General features: G+C 60.4%; 21 protein-coding genes. 16 read left to right on the top strand and 5 right to left on the bottom strand.

The features are described from left to right. Window positions 1–31 precede the first annotated feature (31 nt). The 12 genes from ACP7BO_RS07480 (at window position 32) to ACP7BO_RS07535 (ending at window position 15040) form a co-directional block, all read left to right on the top strand. Window positions 32–1201, top strand: a complete 1170-nt coding sequence (locus tag ACP7BO_RS07480; protein WP_426209371.1) for a PilZ domain-containing protein — start codon at window positions 32–34, stop codon at window positions 1199–1201. A gap of 2 nt (window positions 1202–1203) precedes the next feature. Next, window positions 1204–2691, top strand: a complete 1488-nt coding sequence (gene algK, locus ACP7BO_RS07485; protein ID WP_397454706.1) for an alginate biosynthesis TPR repeat lipoprotein AlgK — start codon at window positions 1204–1206, stop codon at window positions 2689–2691. Then, window positions 2688–4163 carry an alginate export family protein gene (locus ACP7BO_RS07490; protein WP_426209374.1) on the top strand — a complete coding sequence of 492 codons (1476 nt, stop codon included), beginning with the start codon at window positions 2688–2690 and terminating at the stop codon, window positions 4161–4163. The genes algK and ACP7BO_RS07490 overlap by 4 nt, the downstream gene beginning before the upstream one ends. A gap of 26 nt (window positions 4164–4189) precedes the next feature. Beyond that, window positions 4190–5761, top strand: coding sequence for a mannuronan 5-epimerase AlgG (gene algG, locus ACP7BO_RS07495; protein WP_073509578.1), 1572 nt, complete (start codon window positions 4190–4192; stop codon window positions 5759–5761). A gap of 11 nt (window positions 5762–5772) precedes the next feature. Next, window positions 5773–7206: an alginate O-acetyltransferase gene (locus tag ACP7BO_RS07500; protein ID WP_060694967.1), complete on the top strand. Its 1434-nt coding sequence runs from the start codon at window positions 5773–5775 to the stop codon at window positions 7204–7206. Window positions 7207–7214: 8 nt separating this feature from the next. Then, the gene (locus ACP7BO_RS07505; protein ID WP_397454711.1) at window positions 7215–8336 is read left to right on the top strand and encodes a mannuronate-specific alginate lyase; all 1122 of its coding nucleotides are present in this window, start codon (window positions 7215–7217) and stop codon (window positions 8334–8336) included. Between the two features lie 199 nt (window positions 8337–8535). Then, a complete protein-coding gene (locus tag ACP7BO_RS07510) occupies window positions 8536–10086 on the top strand; it encodes an MBOAT family O-acyltransferase (RefSeq protein WP_397454713.1) in 1551 nt (516 codons plus the stop codon). Between the two features lie 12 nt (window positions 10087–10098). Next, window positions 10099–11277 carry an alginate O-acetyltransferase gene (locus ACP7BO_RS07515; RefSeq protein ID WP_426209378.1) on the top strand — a complete coding sequence of 393 codons (1179 nt, stop codon included), beginning with the start codon at window positions 10099–10101 and terminating at the stop codon, window positions 11275–11277. A 31-nt stretch (window positions 11278–11308) separates the two neighbouring features. Beyond that, window positions 11309–11965, top strand: coding sequence for an alginate O-acetyltransferase AlgF (locus ACP7BO_RS07520; protein WP_060696966.1), 657 nt, complete (start codon window positions 11309–11311; stop codon window positions 11963–11965). Window positions 11966–12067: 102 nt separating this feature from the next. Beyond that, window positions 12068–13519 (top strand): mannose-1-phosphate guanylyltransferase/mannose-6-phosphate isomerase, encoded by a 1452-nt coding sequence (locus ACP7BO_RS07525; RefSeq protein WP_397454715.1) that lies wholly within the window; start codon window positions 12068–12070, stop codon window positions 13517–13519. A 227-nt stretch (window positions 13520–13746) separates the two neighbouring features. Next, the gene (locus ACP7BO_RS07530) at window positions 13747–14211 is read left to right on the top strand and encodes a hypothetical protein (protein WP_060694977.1); all 465 of its coding nucleotides are present in this window, start codon (window positions 13747–13749) and stop codon (window positions 14209–14211) included. A 10-nt stretch (window positions 14212–14221) separates the two neighbouring features. Continuing rightward, window positions 14222–15040, top strand: coding sequence for an SDR family oxidoreductase (locus ACP7BO_RS07535; RefSeq protein ID WP_426209380.1), 819 nt, complete (start codon window positions 14222–14224; stop codon window positions 15038–15040). Between the two features lie 126 nt (window positions 15041–15166). Here the strand turns inward: ACP7BO_RS07535 and ACP7BO_RS07540 are convergent, their stop codons facing one another. Beyond that, a complete protein-coding gene (locus ACP7BO_RS07540; RefSeq protein ID WP_426209382.1) occupies window positions 15167–16051 on the bottom strand; it encodes a LysR substrate-binding domain-containing protein in 885 nt (294 codons plus the stop codon). Between the two features lie 109 nt (window positions 16052–16160). Between ACP7BO_RS07540 and ACP7BO_RS07545 the strand changes: the two genes are divergently transcribed. Next, window positions 16161–17384 (top strand): MFS transporter, encoded by a 1224-nt coding sequence (locus ACP7BO_RS07545; protein WP_426209384.1) that lies wholly within the window; start codon window positions 16161–16163, stop codon window positions 17382–17384. A 14-nt stretch (window positions 17385–17398) separates the two neighbouring features. After that, a complete protein-coding gene (locus tag ACP7BO_RS07550; protein WP_060696967.1) occupies window positions 17399–17794 on the top strand; it encodes a hypothetical protein in 396 nt (131 codons plus the stop codon). A 111-nt stretch (window positions 17795–17905) separates the two neighbouring features. On the opposite strand, the gene ACP7BO_RS07555 is transcribed toward ACP7BO_RS07550, so the two are convergent. From ACP7BO_RS07555 to ACP7BO_RS07570, 4 genes are read right to left on the bottom strand one after another with little or no spacing between them, the layout of a single operon-like run. Further along, window positions 17906–18772, bottom strand: coding sequence for an efflux RND transporter periplasmic adaptor subunit (locus ACP7BO_RS07555; RefSeq protein WP_060694985.1), 867 nt, complete (start codon window positions 18770–18772; stop codon window positions 17906–17908). A gap of 10 nt (window positions 18773–18782) precedes the next feature. Continuing rightward, complete coding sequence (locus ACP7BO_RS07560) at window positions 18783–18983, bottom strand: DUF1656 domain-containing protein (RefSeq protein ID WP_060694986.1); 201 nt, start codon at window positions 18981–18983, stop codon at window positions 18783–18785. Further along, the gene (locus tag ACP7BO_RS07565) at window positions 18973–21159 is read right to left on the bottom strand and encodes an FUSC family protein (RefSeq protein WP_397454721.1); all 2187 of its coding nucleotides are present in this window, start codon (window positions 21157–21159) and stop codon (window positions 18973–18975) included. The genes ACP7BO_RS07560 and ACP7BO_RS07565 overlap by 11 nt, the downstream gene beginning before the upstream one ends. Before the next feature lie 23 nt (window positions 21160–21182). Next, window positions 21183–22694: an efflux transporter outer membrane subunit gene (locus tag ACP7BO_RS07570; RefSeq protein WP_397454722.1), complete on the bottom strand. Its 1512-nt coding sequence runs from the start codon at window positions 22692–22694 to the stop codon at window positions 21183–21185. Between the two features lie 213 nt (window positions 22695–22907). Here ACP7BO_RS07570 and ACP7BO_RS07575 point away from each other — a divergent pair, with 213 nt between their 5' ends. Further along, window positions 22908–23840, top strand: coding sequence for a LysR family transcriptional regulator (locus ACP7BO_RS07575; protein WP_060694992.1), 933 nt, complete (start codon window positions 22908–22910; stop codon window positions 23838–23840). A 142-nt stretch (window positions 23841–23982) separates the two neighbouring features. Next, on the top strand, window positions 23983–24972 hold the full coding sequence (locus tag ACP7BO_RS07580; RefSeq protein ID WP_426209388.1) for a 2-hydroxyacid dehydrogenase: 990 nt from the start codon (window positions 23983–23985) through the stop codon (window positions 24970–24972). Window positions 24973–25084 lie beyond the last annotated feature (112 nt).

Raw genomic sequence — 25084 nt, forward strand, 5'->3', positions numbered from 1 at the left:
CTTCGATCGAATTAACCAGGAACAAGACCTTATGAACACTCAAGTAAACGCCAACGTTGTCCACGAATCTGAAGCCCAGCGCCAGCATGCGCGGGTCAAAATCCCGGCCAAGCTGCGCTTTTCCGGCGCCGACCGCACGCCGATGGAGGTCAAGCTGATTGACCTCTCGGCAGGCGGCCTGAGCTTCAACGCTGCCAACCAGCCCTTCAAGGTCGGCGATGTGATCAAGGGGCGCTTACAGTTTGTAATCGACAACCTGGGCCTGACGATGGACGTCGACCTGCTGGTACGCAACACCGACAGCCAGACCGGCCGCGTCGGCTGCCAGTTCCAGAACCTCGACCTGCAAGACATTGCCACCCTGCGCCATCTCATCACCTCGCACCTGAGCGGCGACATTGTGACCATGGGCGAAGTGCTTGCCACCTTGCAGCGCGACAACTTCACCAAGGCGCGCAAGGTCAAGGACGGCGGCAGCGGCATGAGCCCTTTCGGGCGCTTTAAAGCCGTCACCTTCAGCGCCGGGATTTTTGTCGTCGGCCTGCTGGCCTTCGGTTTCGTCGCCAAGTCGGTCTACGGCCTGTACTTCGTGACCCACGCCCAGTCGGCACTGGTCAGCGTACAGGGGCTGAACATCACCATGCCCCGCGACGGCACCGTACAAAGCCTGATCAAGGATGACCAGCTGGCGGCCAACGGCGCGCCACTGGCCACCTTCAGCACCAGCATGCTCGATGTACTCAAGGGCCACCTGGACGAGAACCAGCTGCAACCCGAGAACATCGAAACCCTGTTCGGCAAGCAAATGACCGGCACCCTCACCTCGCCATGTGACTGCGTGGTTGCCGAGCAACTGGTTGCCAACGGCCAGTACGCCAGCAAGGGCGACGTGATTTTCAAACTGGTACCGCGCAACAGTGAAGCCGACGTGGCTGCACGTTTCAGCTACCGCCAGTTTGGCAACGTACTGCCCGGCACCCGCGTCAACTTCCAGGTAGCCGGTGAAGACGCCGTGCGCAGCGGCAAGATCATCAGCAGCACCAGCCTGGACAGCGACAGCCTGTCCTCGGACATCCGCGTGCAAATCAAGCCCGACGCCCCGCTCGACAGCGCCCTCACCGGTCGCCCGGTTGAAGTCAGCAGCGATCGGGGGCCCTCGTTGAACTGGCTGATCGACAAAGCCATGGCTGCGGGTCTTTAACCATGACAAACCTTACCCCCAATCAGCGGTGGGAGCTGGCTTGCCAGCGATTGCATCCCCCCGGTGTTGCAGGCCAACCCCATGGACCGTATCGCTGGCAAGCCAGCTCCCACAAGATTACCGCGCTATGTCTGCTGGCCATCGCGCTGGCCGGCTGCTCCGGCCTGCCCGATCAACGTCTGGCCAATGAAGCGCTCAAGCGTGGCGATATCGCCACCGCGCAACAGAACTATCAAGTGCTCGCCGACCTGGGCTACACCGAGGCCCAGGTTGGCCTGGCCGATATCTGGATGCAAAGCCGCGACACCGAGCAACTGAACAAAGCCGAAGCCACCTACCGGGCAGCGGCGCAAACCTCGCCCCGGGCCAAGGCGCGTCTGGGCCGTTTACTGGCAGCCAAGCCCGGCGCCACCGACGCCGAACTGCACGAAGCGCAAACCTTGCTCAAGCAAGCCTTTGCCAGCGGCGACGCCAGCAGCCTCACACCTTTGGCCATGCTGTATTTGCAGCACCCGCAGAGCTTCCCCGAGGTCAACGCGCAGCAGCAAATCAGCCAGTGGCTCGCAGCCGGCTATCCCCAGGCGGGCCTGGCACAAATTGCCCTGTACCGCATTCAGGGCACCTACGATCAGCATCTGGATCAAGTCCAGTCCATCTGCAAACAGGCGCTGGCCAGCAATGACAGCTGCTATGTCGAGCTGGCCACGGTTTATCAGAAACAAGGCAACACCGAACAGCAGGCGCAGTTGCTCAAGCAACTGCAAAACGCTTACCGCGAGGGCAGCGCATCGGCCCAACGGGTCGACGGCGTTGCCCGGGTACTGGCTGATCCGAGCCTTGGCACTCCCGACCCGGATACGGCCAAATCGTTGCTTGAGAACATCGCACCGATTTACCCGGCGGCCTGGGTCAGCCTCGCGCAATTGCTTTACGACTTCCCGGAGCAAGGCGATGTCGCACAATTGCAGGCGTACCTGGACAACGGCCGCGCGGCAGATCAGCCACGAGCCGAGCTGCTGTTGGGCAAGCTGTACTACGACGGTAAATGGCTGACCCCGGACGCGAAACAGGCCGAGGCGCATTTCCTGCAGGCAGTGGATAAAGAAGTGGCCGCCGATTACTACCTGGGGCAGATCTACCGCCGTGGTTACCTGGGGCAGGTCTACCCGCAAAAAGCCCTCGATCATTTGCTCAAGGCTGCCCGTAACGGCCAGAACAGCGCCGACTTCGCCATCGCCCAGCTCTTCTCCCAAGGCAAGGGGACCCGGCCCAACCTGCTCAACGCCTACGTGTTCAGCCAGCTGGCCAAAGCCCAGGACACCCCGCAAGGCAATGAACTGGCCGCGCAACTCGATGAGCAACTGCCCGTAGAGCAGCGCGCGCAGGCTCAACGCCTGCTGCAAAAAGAACAAGCGGTGCGTGCCACCTTGAGCCAGAACGCCCTGGCCGTGCAGACGCTGGAACAAGACAACGGCGAGGAAACCCCATGACCCTGAACCCTTTTGTGAAAGCCGGCATTGGCCTGTCCTTCGCCCTGCTGTGGTCGTGCCCGACACTGGCGGCCCTGACCGATGAGCAGAATTTTGGGCTGGAGATGAAAGTCACCGCCCAGTCCGAAGACGACCGTGACCTCGGTACCCGTGAAGGCGGTGACGTCAACGGGGTGGGGCTGGACCTGCGTCCATGGGTGTATGGCGAGCGCGGTAACTGGAGCGCCTATGCCATGGGCCAGGCCGTGACCTCCAGCGACATTATTGAAACCGATACCCTGCAACAGTCCGATGAAGAGCAATCGAGCAGCGGCAATGACGCGCGCAAACCGGACAAAAGCTATCTGGCTTTACGCGAGTTCTGGATCGGCTACAAAGGGTTCACCGCTTACCCCGGCGAGCAGCTCAAACTCGGTCGCCAGCGCCTGCACAACGATGACGGCATGTGGCGCGATACCAACATCGAAGCCCTGAACTGGACCTTCGACACCACCCTGCTCAAGGCCAATCTCGGCGCGGCGCAGCGCTTCAGCGAATACCGCACCGACCTCAGCGAACTGGCCCCGGACGATCAGGACCGGTTGCACCTGTACGGCGATATTTCGGCGCAATGGAAACCCGGCCAATGGGTCGGCGTCCGCGCCCACCACAGCCACGATGACGGCAAGCTCAAGCACGAAGGCGCAGAAATCGACGCCCTGGATAAAACCCGAAACGGCGACCTGACCTGGCTCGGCATCGAGGCTAACAGCGACGCCTACAACTACCGCAACACCAACACCGTCAACTACTGGGCCAGCGTCACCGGCATGACCGGCAAGCGCGACAGCCTGGCCACCTCGACGGTCGACGGGCGCACCCTCGCCGGCGCTAAAACCAGTGACGAGGTCGACGGCTGGGCCACCGATCTGGGGGTGCGTTTGCGCCTTGATCCGAACTGGCAAGTGGGCGGTGCCTACTCCCGCGCCAGCGCCAACTATCAGCAGACCGGGCTTGAGAGCAACCGCTCAAGCTTCACCGGGACCCGCTCGCGGGTTCACCGTTTTGGTGAAGCCTTCCGTGGCGAGATGCAGAACATCCAGAGCGCCAGCCTGTTCACCTCGTGGCAGTTGCGCGACGACTACGACGCCAGCCTCGTCTACCACAAGTTCTGGCGCGTCGACGCCAGCAAGCCGGTGGGCAGCAACGGCATCAATGCCGTAGAAAACAGCGAAGATCCCACCAGCGGCCTGCTCTCCAGCACCTCACTGCCGCTGGTCGACGGCAAAAACGACCTCGGCCAGGAAATGGACCTGGTGGTCACCAAGTACTTCAAAAAAGGCCTGCTGCCTGCCGCCCTCAGCCAGTCCATCGATGAGCCTTCGGCCCTGGTGCGGTTTCGCGGCGGTGTATTCAAGCCTGGCGATGCCTACGGCAAAAGCGTGGACTCGTACATGCACCGCGCGTTTGTCGACGTGATCTGGCGCTTCTGATGACAACGCCAACGGGAGTGCGAGAGATGAACCATCCTGCCAATAAAGGCGCGGTCAGCCTGCTGGCCGGCGCCCTGCTGCTGGCAAGTTCAATGGCCTTTGCCAGTGTCGAGCCACCGCGCCCGGGCCTGGCCAAAGAGCTGCAACAGGCCAAGACCTATACCGTGCGTACCGCCCCCAGCGCGCCGCTGGAAATAGCCAAACCGGCACTGCCCGACATCAGCGGCTACACCGCAGAGGCGGCAGCGGCCAAGATCGTGCGCAGTACCGCCGGCAAGGTCAGTGTGCGCCGCATGATGCAGGAAAACGCCCTCAAGGACTTTATCGGCGGCGACAACAAAATGGCCGAATGGGTCGTGCGCCAGGGCGGCATCCCCCAGGCAATTTTTATCGACGACGGCTATGTAAACCTCAAGGATCTGGCTCGCCGCCTGCCGAAACAATACTTCAGCGAAACCGCACCGGGGGTATACCTGGCACGCTTGCCGATCGTGGTCGGGCACAAGGGCATTCTGGACATCGACAGCAGCACCAAAGAGCTGCGCCTGTCTGAAGAAGCCGGTGCGTTCATGGTCAACGACGGCCAGCTGTTCGTGCGCGACACCAAGGTCACCGGCTGGCGCGAAAAGGCCAACGGCCCGGCGACCTTCCGTGATGCCAAGGCGTTTCGCCCGTTCCTGCTGGCCTGGGGTGGCACCGAGACGTACATCGTCAACAGCACAATGGCCAGCTTCGGCTACGCCAACAGCAAGTCGTACGGGGTGAGTATTTCCCAGTACACGCCCAACATGGCCAAGGTGGTCAAACGCGATGAGCCGACTGGCTGGATCGTGGGCTCCGAATTCTCGGACATGTGGTACGGCTTCTACTGCTATGAAACCCGCGACTTTGTGGTCAAGGGCAACACCTACCGCGACAACATCGTCTACGGCATCGACCCCCATGACCGTTCTCACGGGCTGATCATCGCCGACAACGATGTGTTCGGCACCCAACGCAAGCACGGGATCATTATTTCCCGCGAGGTGAACGACAGCTTCATCTTCAACAACCGCAGCCATGACAACAAATTGTCGGGCCTGGTGATCGACCGCAACAGTTCCAACAACCTGATTGCCGACAACCAGATTTTCCAGAACCACACCGACGGCATCACTCTCTACGAGAGCGGTGACAACCTGCTGTGGGGCAACAAGGTGATCAACAACCGCCGCCATGGAATCCGGGTGCGCAACAGCGTGAATATCCGGCTGTACGAAAACATCGCCCTGGCCAACGGCCTGACCGGCGTCTACGGCCACATCAAGGATTTGACCGAGACCGACCGCGACATCGACCTCGACCCGTTCGACACCCAGGTGTCACTGATTCTGGTCGGTGGCGAACTGGCCGGTAACGGCAGCGGCCCGCTGAGCATCGACTCGCCCCTGAGCATCGAGCTGTATCGGGTATCGATGCTGGCCCCGAGCAAATCCAGCGGCATCAGCTTCAACGGCATTCTGGGTGAGCGCCAGGGCGAGATTCTCGACCTGCTGGTGCGCCAGCAAAAAGCCGTGCTGATCGACCCCGTTGAACGCCAGACCGAAATGCGCGACTGAGGATGACTGTTATGCCCCCCCATATGATCAAATTTCTAAGCTTGTCGGGCCTGACCGCCGCCATCCTCGCCGCCGGTTGCGGCGTGCAGGCAGACGAGATTCAAGCCCCGGCATTCAGCGCAGAACCTTGCTGCAACCTGTGCCCGCAAGCCCACGACGCGAAAAACTACACCACCCGCTACCAGCAAAACTTCACCACCCTGGTGCAGGCTGAAGGCGACTGGCTGTTCCGCACCCAGGAAGACCTGCGTACCGAATTCGACACCACGCCGGCCGGCTACAAACGCATGCAGCAACTGCACGATGCGTTCAAAAGCAAAGGGGTGGAGCTGGTGGTGGTGTATCAACCGACCCGCGGGCTGGTCAACCGCAACAAACTGATGCCCGCCGAGCGCGAAAAATACGACTACGACAAGGCCCTGAAAAACTATCAGGCCATGCTCGGGCGCTTCGCCAAAATGGGCTACTACGTGCCCGACCTGTCACCTCTGACCAACGAAAAACAGGCCCACGATTTCTACTTCCGCGGCGACCAGCACTGGACACCTTACGGGGCTGAACGCACCGCCAGAATCGTCGCCGACACCGTGAAAAAAATCCCCGGTTTCGCCGATATCCCCCAGCGTGAATTCGAGACCAAAATCTCCGGGCGCATGGGCAAGACCGGCACCCTGCACAACATGGCCGGCCAGCTATGCGGCACCAGCTATGCCGTGCAGTACATGGATCAGTTCAGCACCGAGCCCAAGGGCGAAGCCGCTGACGGCGACCTGTTCGGCGATTCGGGCAACCCGCAGATCACCCTGGTGGGTACCAGCCACAGCGGCAAAAACTACAACTTCTCGGGTTTTCTGGAGCAGTACATCGGTGCCGACGTGCTCAACGTGGCCTTCCCCGGGGGCGGCCTGGAAGGCTCGATGCTGCAGTACCTGGGCAGCGAAGAATTCCAGAAAACCCCGCCAAAGGTGCTGATCTGGGAATTCTCACCGCTGTATCGCCTCGATCAGGAAATCACCTACCGGCAAATGCTGTCCTTGCTCGACAACGGTTGCGAAGGCAAGCCCGCGCTCATGAGCAACAGCACCACGCTCAAGCCCGGCGCGAACCAGATGCTGGTCAATAGCCGCAACCTGGACCTGCGCAACGCCAATCACCAAATTGACATCCGCTTCGCCGACCCCTCGGTGAAAACCTTGCAAGCCACCCTCTGGTACATGAACGGGCGCCACGAGAATCTGAAAATCGACAAGCCGACCACTTCTGACACCGATGGGCGTTTCGCCTTCGAACTGCGCACTGACGAAGACTGGGCCAGCCAGAATTTGCTGGCCATTGAAATCGAGGGCCCGCAAGCCGGGGCCGAGCCGCAGAAAGTCGAGGCCCGACTCTGCAAACGCAACGTATTCCCCTCCCCTGCGCAATCCCACGCGCAGGCCGGACGATGAGGTATCTGATGCCAACTGCACCGATCACACTACGTTCATTACTGACCCCGGCCTTGCTCGGGCTGGCGATGTTTGCCAGCACCGCCAACGCCGCCGAGGCACTGCGCCCGCCCCAGGGTTATTACGCTGCCGTCGAAGCCTTTAAAACCGGCGATTTCAAAAACGACTGCGAGACCATGCCGCAGCCGTACACCGGCAAGCTGGAATTTCGCAGCAAGTATGAAGGCTCGGACAAGGCCCGCTCGACACTCAATGTCGACTCGGAAAAAGCCTTCCGCGAGGCCACTTCCGGCATCACCACCCTGGAACGCAGCACCAGTAAAAAGGTGATGCAATTCATGCGTGACGGTCGCCCGCAACAGCTCGAATGCACGCTGAACTGGCTTACGGCCTGGGCCGAGGCCGATGCGCTGATGAGCAAAGACTTCAATCACACCGGTAAGTCGATGCGCAAATGGGCGCTGGGCAGCATGGCCTCGTCTTACATCCGCCTGAAATTCTCCAGCTCCCAGCCGCTGGCCCAACATCCGCAGCAAGCGCAGGTGATCGAAGCCTGGTTCAGCAAAATGGCGGATCAGGTGGTCAGCGACTGGGACAACCTGGCGCTGGAAAAAACCAATAACCACTCGTACTGGTCGGCGTGGTCAGTGATGGCGACCGCCATCGCCACCAACCGTCGCGACCTGTTCGACTGGTCGGTGAAAGAGTTCAGGGTCGGCGCCAATCAAGTCGATGCCCAAGGCTTTTTGCCCAACGAACTCAAGCGCCAGCAACGTGCCCTGGCCTATCACAACTACGCCCTGCCGCCCCTGTCGATGATCGCCAGTTTTGCCCTGGTCAATGGCGTTGACCTGCGCAACGAAAACAACGGGGCCCTGAAACGCTTGGGCGAGCGCGTGCTCAGCGGGGTCAAGGACCCGGATGAGTTCGAACAAAAGAACGGTAAAAAGCAGGACATGACCGACTTGAAAGTCGACGCCAAATTCGCCTGGCTCGAACCCTTCTGCACCCTCTACACCTGCACCCCGGACGTCATTGAAATGAAACGCGGCATGCAGCCGTTCAAGACCTTTCGACTGGGTGGCGATTTGACCCGGGTCTACGACCCGGCCCACGAAAAAGGCAAATAACCCGCCACCCTGAACCTTCTGTAGGCGCGAGCTTGCTCGCGAGCTCTTCGAGATCAAAAGATCGCGAGCAAGCTCGCTCCTACAGAGGGGAAAAGGGAAGACGCGAAGAAGGGATTGCATCGATTTACCCCCCCGACTTTTTCATGGGGGGTTTGGGGGGGCCTGGCCCTTTACTGTTGGTCAACACGGAGAAGTCAGGATGGTTTTTTCATCCAATGTGTTCCTGTTTATGTTCTTGCCAGTATTTCTGGCGCTGTATTACTTGAGCGGGCAACGCTATCGCAACCTGCTGCTACTGCTCGCCAGCTATGCGTTCTACGCCTGGTGGCGGGTGGATTTCCTGGCACTGTTTATCGCCGTCACCCTCTGGAACTACTGGATCGGCCTCAAGGTCGGTGCCGCCGGGGTGCGCACCAAACCCGCCCAACGCTGGCTGTTGCTCGGGGTAGTGGTCGACCTGGCGATTCTGGGCTACTTCAAGTACGCCAACTTTGGCGTCGACAGCATCAACGCCATGATGAGTTCGGTGGGTCTGGACCCGTTCATCCTGACCAATGTACTGCTGCCCATCGGGATCTCGTTCTACATCTTCGAGTCCATCAGCTACATCATCGACGTGTACCGCGGCGATACCCCGGCGACCCGCAACCTGATCGACTTTGCCGCCTTTGTGGCGATCTTCCCGCACCTGATTGCCGGGCCCGTGCTGCGCTTTCGCGACCTGGCCGACCAGTTCAATAACCGCACCCACACCCTGGACAAGTTCAGCGAAGGTGCCACGCGGTTCATGCAAGGGTTTATCAAAAAGGTATTCATTGCCGACACCCTGGCAGTGGTTGCCGATCACTGTTTTGCCCTGCAGGCCCCGACCACCGGCGATGCCTGGCTCGGAGCGCTGGCGTACACCGCGCAACTGTATTTCGACTTCTCCGGTTACAGCGACATGGCCATCGGTCTGGGCTTGATGATGGGTTTCCGCTTTATGGAAAACTTCAAACAGCCGTACATCAGCCAGTCGATCACCGAGTTCTGGCGCCGCTGGCACATCAGCCTTTCCACATGGCTGCGTGACTACCTGTACATCACCCTGGGCGGCAATCGCAAAGGCACGCTGACCACCTACCGCAACCTGTTCCTGACCATGCTGCTGGGCGGTTTGTGGCATGGCGCCAACATCACCTACATCCTGTGGGGAGCCTGGCACGGCCTGTGGCTGGCGCTGGAAAAAGCCCTGGGCCTGAACACCAATCCCCGGGCCCTGAACCCGATCCGCTGGGTACTGACCTTCTTCATCGTGGTGCTGGGCTGGGTGATTTTCCGCTCCGAAAACCTGCACGTCGCCGCTCGCATGTATGGCGCCATGTTCAGCTTTGGCCAGTGGTCACTGTCGGAACTCAACAGCGCCAACCTTACCGGCCTGCAGGTCGCCACCCTGATCGTTGCCTATCTGACCCTGGCCTTTTTCGGCCTGCGCGACCTGTACAACACGCCCAAAACAGCCGGTAAAACAGACGCCGACGGCCCTGCCACCGCACAACCGGGCCTGATCAAGGCTGTACCTGGCGATGTGCCGGGCAGCCTGCACCTGCCCGGTTACACCGTCGGCACCGAGGCCACCGTGCAACCGGCGTACTGGGTTGCTGACTGGCCGCGTTACGCCATGCGCACTCTGATCGTGCTGCTGTTTATCGCCTCGATTCTCAAACTTTCGGCGCAGAGCTTTTCGCCGTTCCTCTACTTCCAGTTCTAAGGGGAGCCGACCATGAACCGAACATTACGCATCCTCTACGTCACGTTCTTCTGTGCCCTGCTGGTGGGCCTGGGGCTGCTGGCCACGCGCAGCTTCATCGGCTTCAACACCACCGGCAAAGACACCGTGCTCAACGGCCGCTGGAGCAAAGCTGTCGAAACCCGTTACGACGATGAGTTCCCGATCAAGCGACTGGGCACCAACCTCTGGGCAGCGCTGGATTTCACCCTGTTCAACGAAGGTCGTCCCGGCGTGGTGCTGGGCCGCGATCAATGGCTGTACAGCGACGAAGAGTTCAAGCCGTGGCCCGATGCCGAGCAGCACGTGGCCGACAACTATGCACTGGTCGAAGGCGTACGCCGCACCCTCAAGGAACGCGGGATCAAACTGGTGATGGCGGTGGTGCCGACCAAGGTGCGCCTGTATCCCGAGCATATGGGTGAGCAGCGCCCGGCCGCCATTTATGCCGATCTGTACCGCGACTTCCATGCCCGCCTGGCCGCCAGCAAGGTGCTGGCCCCAGACCTGCTGGGCCCGCTGCAACAGGCCAAGCAGGCCGGTGCGCAGGTGTTCTTGCGTACCGACACACACTGGACGCCGGACGGCGCTCTGATTGCCGCCCAACAGTTGGGGGCTTCGATTGCCGAGCAATTCCCGCTCAGCGGCAACCCGCAGCAGTTTGTGACCGAGGCGCAAAAGGTCGAGCAACACAACGGCGACCTGGAGCGCTTCCTGCCACTGGACCCGTTGTTCAGCAACCTGCTGCCGCCGTCCGAACCGCTGGAAAAGCGCAGCACCCGCCCCGCTGAATCGGCTGCTGACAGCGAAGACTCATTGTTCGCCGACAGCGAAGTGCCGGTGACGCTGGTGGGTACCAGCTACAGCGCCAACCCCAACTGGAATTTTGTCGGTGCCCTGAAGCAGGCACTGCGCAGCGATGTCATCAATGACTCCACCGACGGCCACGGACCGATCCTGCCGATGCTCGCCTACCTCAAAAGCGATGCGTTCAAGAACAACCCGCCACAGGTGCTGATCTGGGAGTTCCCCGAGCGTTATCTGCCGGTGGACAACGAGATTGGCGACGCCGACCCGCAGTGGGTCGCGGACTTGAAACAGGCCGCCGGCCAGCCGCCGCAAGTCGCACAGAACACCGCTGAATCCGAGACGCCCGTCCGGGCGCAAAACTGAAAGAGAGGTACTACTGATGTCATTCAAAGCCATGCCGTTTACACCTGCTCCACGCCGTCTCGCCAAATCCCTCGCGCTGGTTGCGGGCATGAGCCTGCTCTCAATGCAAGCCTGGGCCGGCGGCGATGCCGCCCTCTATGGGCCGGTTGCGCCGAAGGGGTCGAGCTTTGTGCGTATTTTTAACGCCAGCCCTCAGCAAGTCAGTGCCACCGTGGGCAGCACCGCCCTCGACGACGTGCCCCCTCAGGGCAGCAGCGACTTCAGCTTTATGCCCCAGGGTGATTACAGCGCCAAAGTCGGCAGTCAGAACCTGTCGGTGAAACTGGCCGCCGATCACTATTACACCCTGGTCAACAGCGCTAGCGGCCAGCCGCAATTGATTGAAGAGCCACCGTTCAAGAACAAGCAGAAGTCCCTGGTCCGGGTGCAGAACCTCACCGATAAGACCCTGACCCTGAAAACCGCAGACGGCAAGACCGACGTGGTCAAGGCCGTGTCTGCCAAAGGCCGGGGCGAGCGCGAGATCAACCCGGTCAAGGTCAGCTTTGCGCTGTTCGATGGCGACAGGAAAATCAGTGATCTCAAGCCTGTCGCCCTGGAGCGCGGTGAAGCTGCCGTGCTGTACGTCACCGGCAGCGGTGCCAGCGTCTCGCCGACCTGGGTAAAACGCCCGGTTTCGACCCGATAAAAGCCTTCCCTTGTCTGTAGGAGCGAGCTGTGTGCGCGTTGAAAAGCTCGCGAGCAAGCTCGCTCCTACAGGGAAAACCTATTTCAGATTTGGAGAGACAACATGATTCCGGTAATTCTTTCAGGTGGTAGCGGTTCGCGTCTGTGGCCTTTGTCGCGCAAGCAGTTTCCCAAGCAGTTTCTGGCCCTGACCGGCGAGCAGACGCTGTTCCAGCAAACCCTCGAACGGCTGGTATTCGAAGGCATGCAGCCACCGATCGTGGTGTGCAATAAAGACCACCGTTTTATCGTCAATGAGCAACTGGCCAACCGCAAGCTCGAGACCCAGCGCATCCTCATGGAACCCTTCGGCCGCAACACTGCGCCCGCCGTGGCACTGACGGCGATGATGCTGATCAGCGAAGGTCGCGACGAGTTGATGCTGGTACTGCCCGCCGACCACGTACTGGAAGACCGCAAAGCCCTGCAACGGGCGCTGGCCCTGGCCACCGTGGCCGCCGAGCGTGGCGAAATGGTGTTGTTCGGCGTGCCGGCCCTCAAGCCTGAAACCGGCTATGGCTATATCAAATCCGCAGCCGACGGCTTACTGCCAGAAGGCGTGAGCCGGGTCGCATCCTTCGTCGAAAAACCGGATGCCAAGCGTGCCGCCGAGTTCGTCAAAAGCGGCGGCTATTTCTGGAACAGCGGCATGTTTATGTTCCGCGCCAGCCGCTTCCTCGAAGAACTCAAGCAACACGAGCCGGATATCTATGACACCTGCGTGCTGACCCTAGAGCGCAGCCAGCAGGATGTCGACACCATCGACATCGACGAAGCCACCTTCGCCTGCTGCCCGGACAATTCCATCGACTATGCGGTGATGGAAAAAACCCAGCGCGCCTGCGTCGTCCCTTTGACGGCGGGCTGGAGTGATGTGGGCTGCTGGTCATCGTTGTGGGACGTCAATGAAAAAGACGTCAACGGCAATGTCTGCAAGGGCGATGTGGTGATTCAGGACAGTACCAACTGCATGATCCACGGCAACGGCAAACTGGTGTCGGTGATCGGTCTGGACAACATTGTGGTGGTCGAAACCAAGGACGCGATGATGATCGCCCACAAGGACAAGGTTCAGGGGGTCAAACAGATGGTCAACACCCTGAACGGGCAAGGCCGCAGCGAAACCCAGAACCACTGCGAAGTCTATCGTCCGTGGGGCTCCTATGACTCGGTGGACATGGGCGGACGGTTCCAGGTCAAACATATTTCGGTCAAGCCCGGCGCGTGCCTGTCGCTGCAAATGCACCACCACCGCGCCGAGCACTGGATCGTGGTATCGGGCACGGCAGAAGTGACCTGCGACGAGAACGTATTCCTGCTCACCGAGAACCAGTCGACCTACATCCCGATTGCCTCGGTACACCGTCTGCGCAACCCGGGGAAAATCGCCCTGGAAATCATCGAAGTGCAGTCCGGCAGCTATCTGGGCGAAGACGACATCGAGCGCTTTGAAGATGTGTACGGACGCTCGACCCCGGTGACACGTGGGGTGTCGATCAAGACCATAGCCCAGTAACCGTAGCAGTTGCCGAAGGCTACGTCCGGCGGCGCAGCCGTCGTAAAATCCTCGGTCGCGGTCTGTCATGAAAACCGCGACCTCAGGTTTTACGATCGCTTCGCAATCGGACGTCGCCTGCGGCAACTGCTACAGGTTCAGGTTCAAATTCAGGGCGCGGCATCGCGCTTGATGCCGCGGGCTTCACCCCTCATGCTGACAGCTCATCTTCAGATAAGGCGAGCGTCATGCTTATCGGCGTTTTACTGATCATCACCTGGCTCATCCTGTTGCTGCGCTATCCGTCCAAGGCATTGCCGGTGTCGCTGGCGGCAGTGGTCGGTCTGGGTCTGGTGGCCGCATCGGTGGCGTGGCTGGACAACCGCGAAGCCCGGCAACTGGAACGGCTTGAACTGCGTATTACCTACGCCCCCGGCGAATGCCCGGCTGACCGTCCCCTCGCTGTGACCCTGCGCAATGGCAATGACGTGCCGCTGATCGAACTGGGCTGGCGGATCGCTGCCTATGCTCCGGGCGATACCGTCAATCTCGCCGACAACCTCTACACTGCCCCCCGCTATCGTGGCCCTGGCGAACTTCAAGGCGCTGCGACCTGGCATGACTGTTTGCCCATGCCGCCCCTGCGCGCCGGTTATCGCCCGCAAACCCTCGAGTTCCGCGCAGAGCGCTTGCAAGGCAGCTTTTCCAACTAAGGATTTTTTGATGCCCCGTGTCTTGATCACCGGTTGTTCCAGCGGCATTGGCCGCGCCCTGGCCGATGTCTTCCACAAGGCCGGCCATGAAGTCTGGGCCTGTGCCCGCAAACCGCACGACGTGGCCCGACTGGCCACGGCAGGGTTTCACGCGGTGCAACTGGATGTGAATGATCCGGTAGCGCTGGCGCAACTGGCCGAACGCCTGGCGCAGGACGGGCTGGATGTGCTGATCAACAATGCCGGCTATGGCGCCATGGGCCCGGTGCTCGACGGTGGCGTCGAGGGCATACAGCGCCAGTTTGAAACCAATGTGTTTTCCGTGGTCGGGGTGACCCGCGCCCTGTTTGCAGCACTGCGCCGCAACAACGGGCTGGTGGTGAATATCGGCAGTGTCTCCGGGGTATTGGTCACGCCGTTCGCCGGGGCCTACTGCGCCTCAAAAGCCGCCGTGCATGCACTGAGCGATGCCCTGCGCATGGAGCTGGCGCCCTTTGGCATTCGCGTACTGGAAGTGCAGCCCGGCGCCATCGATACCGCGTTCGCCAGCAATGCCAGCGCTCAGGCTGAAGAACTGATTGCCCGGGACTCGCCCTGGTGGCCGATGCGTGAAGGCATTCGCGCTCGCGCCAAGGCTTCACAAGACAACCCGACGCCGGTGGCTGTGCTTGCTAAGGCCGTGTTCAAAGCCACACAAAAATCCAGGCCACCGGCGATATTGCGCTGCGGCAATGGCAGCCGTGCCCTGCCGCTGCTGGCCGCGTTGCTGCCGGGCTGCCTGCTGCAAAAAATCCTCATGAAGCGCTTCGGGTTGAATACCCGGGTGTAATCCCCCCGCGGCCTGATGAGCGGGCTCAGCGCTTGGATCGCCCGGAAACTGAAGAACTGTCACCTGTAGGAGCGAGCTTGCTCGCGAGCCTCTAAAGCTCGCGAGCAAGCTCGCTCCTACAGTTTTTTAGCCCTGGTGTTTCATGAAATCGATAAACACCCGCACCTTGAGCGGCAAATGGCGGGTATCGGGATACAGGGCGTAAACCCCCTGGCGGGTCAGTTGCCACTCAGGCAGCAGGTGAATCAGGCGCCCGGTGCGCAAGTCATCCTCGATCAGCCAGTCAGGCAGGATCGCCACCCCCTGCCCGGTCAGGGCAAAAGCCCGTAATACCGAGGAATTGTCGGCCTTGATCCGCGCCCTGGCGGGGTTGGGTTGATAGGGTTGAGTCGTGGCGCGGCCGACATGGGTGATACTCAACTCCCCGACCCGCCCGTGCTCCAGCCACGGGGTTTGCTCAAGGGCATGCACAGAGTCGATGGGCGCCACGCTGGCGACAAATGCCGGGGTGGCCACGGGCAAAATATCGAAGGTACTCAATTGCACGGCCCGATGGCTGGAGTCGACCACCCGACCGAGCCGCAGGGCCACGTCAAAACGCTCGGAGATCAAGTCCGCGTGGGTCGATGACGTGGACAGGTGCACCTTGAGATCGCGGTGCAAGTCGCGAAACAGTTCCAGCGCCGGCACCACCTTGGCCAGTGCATATTCCACAGTGGTGGTAATGCGTAATGTGCCCTTGAGTTCGGAGTGTTCACTGCGGGCTTCGTCTATCGCCAGTTGCGCCGCTTCCAGCATGCTCAGGCAGTGCAGATAAAAGCGCTCCCCGGCCTCGGTCAGCGCCAGCCGCCGGGTGTTGCGCGTCAACAGAGTCACCCCCAGCTCGGCCTCGAGCCGCTTGATGTTAAAGCTCACCACCGCCCGGGTCTGGCCCAGCAAATCGGCGGCGGCCGTCAGGGAACCGGCTTCGACTACAGCTTTGAAGGTGTCGAATCGATCGAGACTGACCATGCTGAATCTCGCTCATTGTCAAAATAATTTTGACAATCTAGCAGTGCAGACGCCGTTCCTCCAGCCGCAAAAGCAGCCTACTGTGCCCTGCGCAATCAAGGAGCCGGTCATGGCCTATCGCAATAAAATCGCCCTGGTGTATTTGCTGGGCTACGCACTGGATCTGGTGAACATGTTCGCCGCCGCCATTGCCTACCCCGACATCAGTCAGCAACTGCAGGCCTCGGTCAGCCAACTGGGCTGGGTCGCCAATGCCTACATGCTCGGCCTGACCCTGGTCATCATCCCCGGCGTGTGGCTGGCAGCGGTATTTGGCGAAAAACGCCTGATCATGGCCTCACTCTTGTTGTTCAGCCTGGCGTCATGGTGCGTGGCGCAGGCAGGCTCGATTGAGGCGCTGATTGGCTGGCGTCTGCTGCAGGGCCTGGGTGGCGGGTTATTGATTCCGGTGGGGCAAGCCATGGTCTATCGACATTTCCCCGTGCGCGAACGGGCTCGCCTGACCTCGGTAATTTTGCTGGTGGCGTTGCTGGTGCCCGCCTTGTCACCAGCGCTGGGTGGCCGAGTCGTTGAGGCCTGGTCATGGCGCTGGGTGTTTTATGCCAATTTGCCGCTGGCATTGCTGGCACTGTTGCTGGCCGGCTGCTGGCTCAAATCAGAGCCGCGCCCCGCCTCACGCCCGGTGCTGAATGCCCATAGCCTGGCAACCGGCGCCCGGAACATGGGGCGCTTGCTGAAAAGCCCGTTGTTGCGGGTGGCGATGCTCACTTATCTGTTTATCCCCGGGATTTTTATCGGCACCCAGCTGGTGAGCATCCTGTATCTGCATCAACAGGGTTTGAGCCCTGCCCAGACCGGCACCCTGATGCTGCCATGGGCACTGGCATCGGCCCTGGGCATTACCCTGAGCCGCTATCAGTTCAATCATCTCGGACCAAAACCCCTGCTTTTGCTGGGCATGACGGCCCAGGCCACAGGCATTGCGCTGTTGATCCAGGCGGATGTTTCAAGCACCTGGCAGACGATGGCGCTGTACGGACTCATGGGCTTTGGCGGCAGCCTGTGCAGCAGCACCGCGCAAAATACCGCGTTTATCGATGTCAGTGCCCGGCACATGGGCCACGCCAGCGCACTGTGGAATATCAACCGGCAATTGAGTTTCTTGCTCGGCCCGGCGTTGATGATGGGCATATTCGCGGCCTTGACCGTGATCACCTCGACGCCCCGCGCCTTTGCCCTATGCTTTGCCATCGGCGCTGCGTTGACCCTGTTGCCGTTGTTTGCAGTGTTACGCCTCAATACCCCACGCGTGCTGGCCTTGCTGGCACCCTGACCGAAGAGAAATTGATGACTGACTATTCGAGCTACTTCGACCTTGTAACCGAAACCCATGCCGAGATTGAGGGCTGGTTCTCCGGGCTGGAACCTGGCGTATTGCCCATCTTGCTGGGGCGTTTTTCAGCGCAGTTTTCGATGATTACACCCGGCGGCAAAGAGCTGGATATGGACGGTGTAGAAGCGCTGTTTGAACAGCTGCGAGGTGCCCGCCCGGGGCTGAATATCACCTTGAGTGACTTCAAGGGCATCGCCCTGTATGCCGGCGGCGCGGTGGTCAGCTACCGCGAGTTGCAAGAGGAGCACAACGGCAACCGTACCGATCGGCGCGCTACCGTGGTGTTTGAAAAGGATGCCGGTGGCAAGGTGCTGTGGCGCCATTTGCATGAGACTTTCTGCGCCGATTGATACCCCGGGCAGGCCCTGTGGGAGCTGGCTTGCCAGCGATGCAAGCGACTCGGTTGATTGCATTGACCAAGGTGATGCTATCGCTGGCAGCCAGCTCCCACAAAAAAAACATTATTGCGCTGCTGCATCCTGCTGCACGATCACCGTGCAGGTGGTGCCCGCTGCCAGCAGGAAACCGTCGGGGATTTCATCGATGTGGATACGCACCGGCACCCGCTGCGCCAGGCGCACCCAGTTGAATGTAGGGTTAACGTCAGCTACCAGCTCCCGGCTCTCGGGGTTGTCGCGGTCGTAGATGCCACGCGAGATGCTTTCGACATGCCCCTTCAATACTTCGCCGCTCATCATCTGCAGATCGGCTTTGTCACCCACGCGAATGTGCGGCAGTTTGGTTTCTTCGAAGAAGCCATAAACCCAGAACGAGTTCATGTCGATCACCGCCATTTTCGGATCACCGACCCGGGCATAGTCACCGCGGTGCACATTGAGGTTGGTCACGTAGCCGTCGACCGTAGCCAGGACCTTGGTGCGCTTGAGGTCAAGTTGCGCCGCGTCCAGCTGGGCCAGGGCGTGCTGGTAGTCGGCCAGTGCCGAGTCGGCAATGTTGCTGGCGTCGTCACGGTTTTCGCGCGAGATCACCATGCTGTCCATGTCTGCCCGGCGATGGGCGTTGACCTTGCGCATCTCCCAGGTGGCCTTGCGGGACGCCACCAGCGATTGCGCCTGCTTGACCACGATCTCGTAGTGCTCGGGGTCGATTTCCAGCAGTACGTCGCCCTTTTTCACCAACTGGTTGTCCTTGACCGGTACGCCAACCACGTACCCGTTAACGTCGGCGGCGACGTTGATAATGTCGGCCCGTACCCGTCCATCACGGGTCCACGGGGTATTCATGTAATGCTCCCAGAGGGTGCGGCCGATCCATATCGCAAGGGCCAAAACCAGCAAGGTGGCAAGCAGGCTGAAGAACTTTTTCATCGGATCGGTCTCAACGGTAAACAGTGAGCGCCATGGCGCCAAAAAGACAAGCAAACAGGCTCAGGCGCAGCAGCGCCGGGTGCCAGAAGAAGCGGTACAGGTCATAGCCGGAAAACAGTCTGTCAAAGGCCCACGCCAACCCCGCCGCGATAAAAAACATCAGGGTCATGCTGGGCATGTAGACGCCGTGGAAGGCGATTTCACGAGGCATTTTCAAGTCCTTGCTGCCGGGCATAGGCGGCCAGCGGCGATTGCGGATCAAGCAGTGAAGTACGGATAAAGTGCAGGTAGCTTTGCACCCGGACCAGCGCCGAAGTATCAAAGTTACGGGCGAACGGTTCATCGGTGGCCTGAACCCGGCTGATGGCGTGATCAACTGCGATCAGTGCACGTTCAAGGTTGCTGTTGCCCGGCGCAATGAACAGACGCACCAGCGCCCGACCCATGACCCGGATGGCCTGACGCCATGGCTGGGACTCGGCGTAAGCCGGGTGGATCGGCAAAATCGCCTGTTCCTTGCGCAGTTCGATAATCGCGTGGCCGATTTCCAGCACCACAAACATCCAGCGCAGCAAGTTGCGTTGCACCTGCGGATTGCCGGCTGCGAGGCCGTAAGCCTGGTGCATCAGGTCACGGGTGCGGCTCTCAAGACTGGAGCTCAAACCGCGCAACTTGCCGCTGATGGCGTACACCACCTGCTCGCGCAGATCCTGCTCCAGACGGCTCCATAACCAGCGGCTGTTGGGCGGCAGAATAATCGCACCGGCTGCCGCGCAGACCAGCATGCCCAGCACCATCGCGATGTAGTCATTGATGAACTGGTACGGGTTGTAAATGGTCAGGTTGTCCGGAACCGAGCCGGTGCTGAAAAAGATCAGCAAGCCCAGGCCGACCCCGGCGTACTTGGCCCGCGAGGTGAGGAACGAGCCAAATATGATCACCGGCGCCAGCACCAGGCACAGCAGCGGGAAACCGTCGATGCGGGGCAGCACGAAGAACATTTCGACAAAGCCCACCACTGCACCGATAAAGGTGCCGCACGCCATCTGGAAAGCCATGCGTTTAGGGTTGGGGGTGGCCGCGGACAACCCCACGGTAGCGGCGGCAATCAGGGTCATGGTGGCGCCGCTGGGCCAGGCCGTCATCACCCAGTAGGTGCCGAGCACCACCAGAATGAACGCTGCCCGAATCCCCGAGGCGGCCGCTGACCACCAGTTGGTTTGCGAGATGAAGGGTTGGTCCCAATGCTCGCGCTCGTGGGTGTGGGCCACCAGCGAAGCGTGGGTCAACGCGTAGTTGTGCAGGTCGTCAACAAAGCGGAACAACAGTTCATAGGCGGTGTTGAAGTCCAGGAAGTCCGAAGGGCCCGGATCGGTTTCAAGAAAGCTCACCCGCAGTGCACGCACATGCCCCGGCAGGCCGGCCTTGAAGGCCTCCAGCTGCTCGGCCAGCAGCACCGCGTCCTTGTCCGTCAATGAGCGCCCGGCGTAGGTATCGAGCAACTGCGCAAGCAATTCCAGCTCCGGTTCGATGGCCGACACCACTTGCACCACACCGCGGCTGCGAAGACGCGCGAGCAATTGGTGCAGGGCATTGAAGCGGGTAGTGATGGCCATGAACTCACTGTTCAAACGACTCAAACGGCCACTGCGACGACGCATGTGCGGGTCTTCGAACACGGTCACGCTGCGCATGCCTTCCAGGCCCACACTTTCGCTGATAAAGCGCATGTTGCTGTCTTCATAGGTCTCTTGCGAAGACTGGTTGCGCAGCCCCTGGGCCACGAAGCCGGCAAACACACCAAAGCGTTTATACAGCGCGTCATGCATGGCCGCGCCTGCGGTTTTAGGCAGGATGGCTGCACTGACAACGGTAGAGCAGAGGATGCCCAGGGAGATTTCCAGCACCCGCCAGACCGCGGCCATAAAGGCGCCATCGGGGTGGGCCAGCGCAGGCAGGCCGACCATTGCCGCGGTGTAACCGGCCAGGACAAAACCATAGGCCCGGAAGTTACGGCAACGGGCTGCACCGGCCGAGCAGATACCGACCCAGATCGCCAGCGAGCCCAGGAACAATACGGTGTTCTGGGCAAACAAAGCGATCAGCGCAACCATTACTGCCGAGCCGGTCAGGGTGCCCAAAAACCGGTAAAAGCTTTTGGCAAACACCTGGCCACTTTGCGGTTGCATCACGATAAACACAGTGATCATCGCGGTACGTGGCTGTGGCAGTTCAAGACGCATGGCCAGCCACAGGGTCAAAAAGGCCGCGATCAATACTTTGAAAATATGGACCCAGGTCACGCCATCGCTGCGCGCCCAGTCATAAAAGCCACGGCGCCATTCCAGGGAATACAGCCAGCGTACCGGGGCGGGCAAGTGGTTCATTTACAGGCTCTCGGGGTTGAGCATCAATGTACAAACGGCGCCATGAGGGCTGGCGGTTTGTCGGGCACGTAACGATCTTGTTTCGGTACATCGCTGCCGGCACCAAGGCCGCCACCCAGCGCTGTCACCAACTCGGCATGGGCAACCAGGCGTGCGGCCTGGACCTGCTGTTGCACTTGCTGCTGACGAAACAGCAGGGTTTGTGCGTTGAGTACGTTGAGGTAATCGGTCAGGCCGCGCTGATAGGCGAGCATCGCGATGTCGTAGGTTTTTTGGGCAGCGCTAACCGACTCGGCGGCGAACACCTGCTGCTTGTCCATGGACTCGCGCTTGATCAACTGATCGGAAATACCCTTGAGCGCAGTCACCAGGGTCTGGTTGTACTTGGCGACGGCCATGTCATAGCCGCTTGCAGCCACACCCAATTGCGAGCGCAGGCGACCGCCATCAAAGATCGGCAGCGAGATCGCCGGGCCAACGTTGTAGGTGAGTTTCTTCGCGCTCAGGAACTCCAGCGCGCCGCCCCCCGTAGCCATAAAGCCAAGGCTGGCGACCAGGTCGACGTTGGGGTAGAAGTCGGCATGCGCCACATCGATACCACGGGCCTGTGCGGCCACTTCCCAACGGCTGGCAACGACGTCCGGGCGCTGGCCCAGCAGTTCGGCCGGCAGCGTGGAAGGCAGTTTGAGCGCGGTGTTTAATGCCAGCACCGGGCGTTTGAGACGTGCGCCCTCGCCCGGACCTTTACCCGCCAGGGCAGCCAGCTGGTTGCGCGTGAGGGCGATTTCTTCTTCCTGGGCGTCGATCTGGCGATGGATTTCGGGCAGCGGCGCTTGCGCCTGGCTGACTTCGAAATGCGTGCCGATACCGCCGTCCAGACGTTTTTGCGCCAGATCGAGGATCTGCTCTTGCTGGTGCAAGGTCGATTCAATGATGTCGAGCTGAGCAAAGTGCAGCGACAACTGGATATAGGTGCGAATCACGTTGTTCTGCAATTCAAGTTGCGCCTGGCGCGCTTCGGCAACGCTCATGTGCGCCATGTCCACGGCCTGTTCGGTGTTGTTGCTGTCGCGGCCCCACAGATCGAGAGAAAAACTGAAGCCCAGGGCGGCGTTGTTGTCCCAGGTGGTGGCGTTGTCCAGCTCACCCGGACCGTAAAACTGGTCGGATGGCCAATTGTGACGTTTGAGCGTCGAGTCGCCATTGATCTGCAACGACTGCGCCGACTCGGCGATCCCGGCCATGGCTCTGGCCTGCCGCACACGGGCGGCGGCCATGGCCATGGTTGGACTACCCTGCACCGCGAGGCTGACCCAGTCATTCAATTGCGGATCGCCATAAGCGTGCCACCATTGAGCCTTGGGCCAGTTGGCGTCTTGCGCGGCGTTTTGAATGGCCTCGTCGGTGACCAGTGTATTAGCGGCGAGCATCGTGTCTTTTGGACCGATACCACCGAAGCTGATGCAGCCGTTTAATGCTAACGATAAAGCCAGAACACTGAGGGCTTTAAGCTCTCTGCTGATGCGACGTTGCACTGCTGCAAATACCTGAGGGTGATAGGAGGGATAAAACCGAAGAAGACAATTCTAGGCCCTGGCAGGTGCAGCGATAAGCTGGCATAAATGTGAATCTTTATTACCATTCTTGGGATAATCCCTTGGTCTTATGCAAACCTGCCAGTAAACGCTGAAACTTCGTGTCACAATTTGTCGCTGCTTGTTGTCGTTGCCCCTACTTGAGAGCACTCCATGGACACTTTGCAAAATATGCGCGCCTTCAGCTGCGTAGCCGAAGCCGGAAGTTTCACCGCCGCGGCTGCCATGCTGGATACCACCACTGCCAACGTCTCGCGCGCGGTCTCCAACCTTGAGGCCCACCTGCAAACCCGCTTGCTCAACCGCACCACTCGACGCATCGCCCTGACCGAAGCCGGCAAACGTTATTTGCTGCGCTGCGAACAGATCCTGGCCTATGTCGAAGAAGCTGAAGCCGAGGCCAGTGACGCTCACTCGCGCCCGGCCGGCCAGCTCAAGGTGCACACCATGACCGGCATCGGTCAGCACTATGTGATCGACGCTATTGCCCGCTATCGCAAGACTCACCCCGACGTAACGTTCGACCTGACCCTGGCCAACCGCGTGCCGGACTTGCTCAACGAGGGCTATGACGTGTCCATCGTGCTCGCCAGCGAGCTGCCGGATTCGGGGTTCGTGTCACAGCGTCTGGGCATCACCTACAGCATCGTCTGCGCATCGCCCGGCTATGTGAAAACCAACGGCACCGCGGACAAGCCCGGCGACCTGCTCAACCATGCCTGCCTGCGCCTGGTAAGCCCGGTGATCGCACTGGATAAATGGGTATTTGAAGGGCCGGAAGGTCAGGAGATGGTCGTGATCAACTCCTCGCCGTTTTTGGTCAACTCGGCCGATGCGATGAAAACCGCGATTACCAGCGGCATGGGCGTCGGCATATTGCCGGTGTACGCGGCCATCGAAGGCCTGCGCAACGGCACCCTGGTGCGCATGCTGCCCAAGTACCGCTCCCAGGAGCTGAACCTGTACGCCATCTACCCGTCGCGCCAGTACCTGGATGCGAAGATCAAAACCTGGGTGGAATACATGCGCGGTTCGTTGCCGGAGATTCTGGCGGCGCATCAAACCGAGCTGGCGACCTATAGCTGACAGTCAAAACGATCTGGCTGGTGTGATGCCATCGCTGGCAAGCCAGCTCCCACAGGCTTCCTTCATGCCTGAAGGAATTGGCGGATGATCGGCGGGAATGTTAGCGTGCTTACATTCCCGACAGCCGATGAGTCTTGTTCAGATGAGCCTTTCCAGCACCAAGAAAACCGTACTTGCCTTCAGCCGTGTCACCCCCCAGATGGTCGAGCGCCTGCAACAGGATTTCAACGTCATCGTGCCTGACCCCAAGCTGGGCGATCTCAATGCCCAGTTCGATGAAGCCCTGCCCCATGCCCACGGTTTGATCGGCGTCGGCCGCAAACTGGGGCGCAAGCAACTGGAGAACGCCAGGCAGCTGGAGGTGGTCTCCAGTGTGTCGGTGGGTTACGACAACTACGATGTCGACTACTTCAACGAACGCGGGATCATGCTGACCAACACCCCGGACGTGCTCACCGAAAGCACCGCTGACCTGGGTTTCACCCTGATCATGAGCAGCGCCCGCCGTGTGGCGGAACTGGATGCGTGGACCAAGGCCGGGCAATGGCAGGCCAGCGTGCCGCCTGCGTTGTTTGGCAGCGATGTACATGGCAAGACCCTGGGCATTGTGGGCATGGGCAATATCGGCGCGGCCATCGCCCGCCGTGGTCGCCTGGGGTTCAACATGCCCATCCTCTACAGCGGCAACAGCCGCAAGACTGCCGTTGAGCAAGAACTGGGCGCGCAGTTTCGCAGCCTGGACCAGTTGCTGGCCGAAGCCGATTTTGTCTGCCTGGTGGTCCCGCTTAGCGAAAAAACCAGACACCTGATCAGCCGGCGCGAGCTGGGCCTGATGAAGAAAAGCGCGATTCTGGTGAACATCTCTCGCGGTCCGGTGGTGGATGAACCGGCGCTGATCGAAGCCCTGCAAAACGGCACGATTCGCGGCGCGGGGCTGGATGTGTATGAGAAAGAGCCGCTGGCAGAGTCACCGTTGTTTGCATTGAGAAACGCCGTGACCTTGCCGCACATTGGCTCGGCGACCCACGAGACCCGTGAAGCCATGGCCAATCGTGCTTTGGACAACCTGCGCAGCGCCCTGCTGGGCGAACGCCCACAGGATCTGGTGAACCCGCAGGTCTTTAAAGGCTGATACGGCACTGATCTGCTGCTGATCTGATCTGACCCTGTAGGAGCGAGCTTGCTCGCGAGCTGTTTAAACAGCTCGCGAGCAAGCTCGCTCCTACAGGGGGTTCAGGGTTCAG

The sequence above is a fragment of the Pseudomonas sp. TWR2-1-1 genome, from assembly GCF_049897045.1.
GTDB classification, from domain to species: Bacteria; Pseudomonadota; Gammaproteobacteria; order Pseudomonadales; family Pseudomonadaceae; genus Aquipseudomonas; species Aquipseudomonas versuta.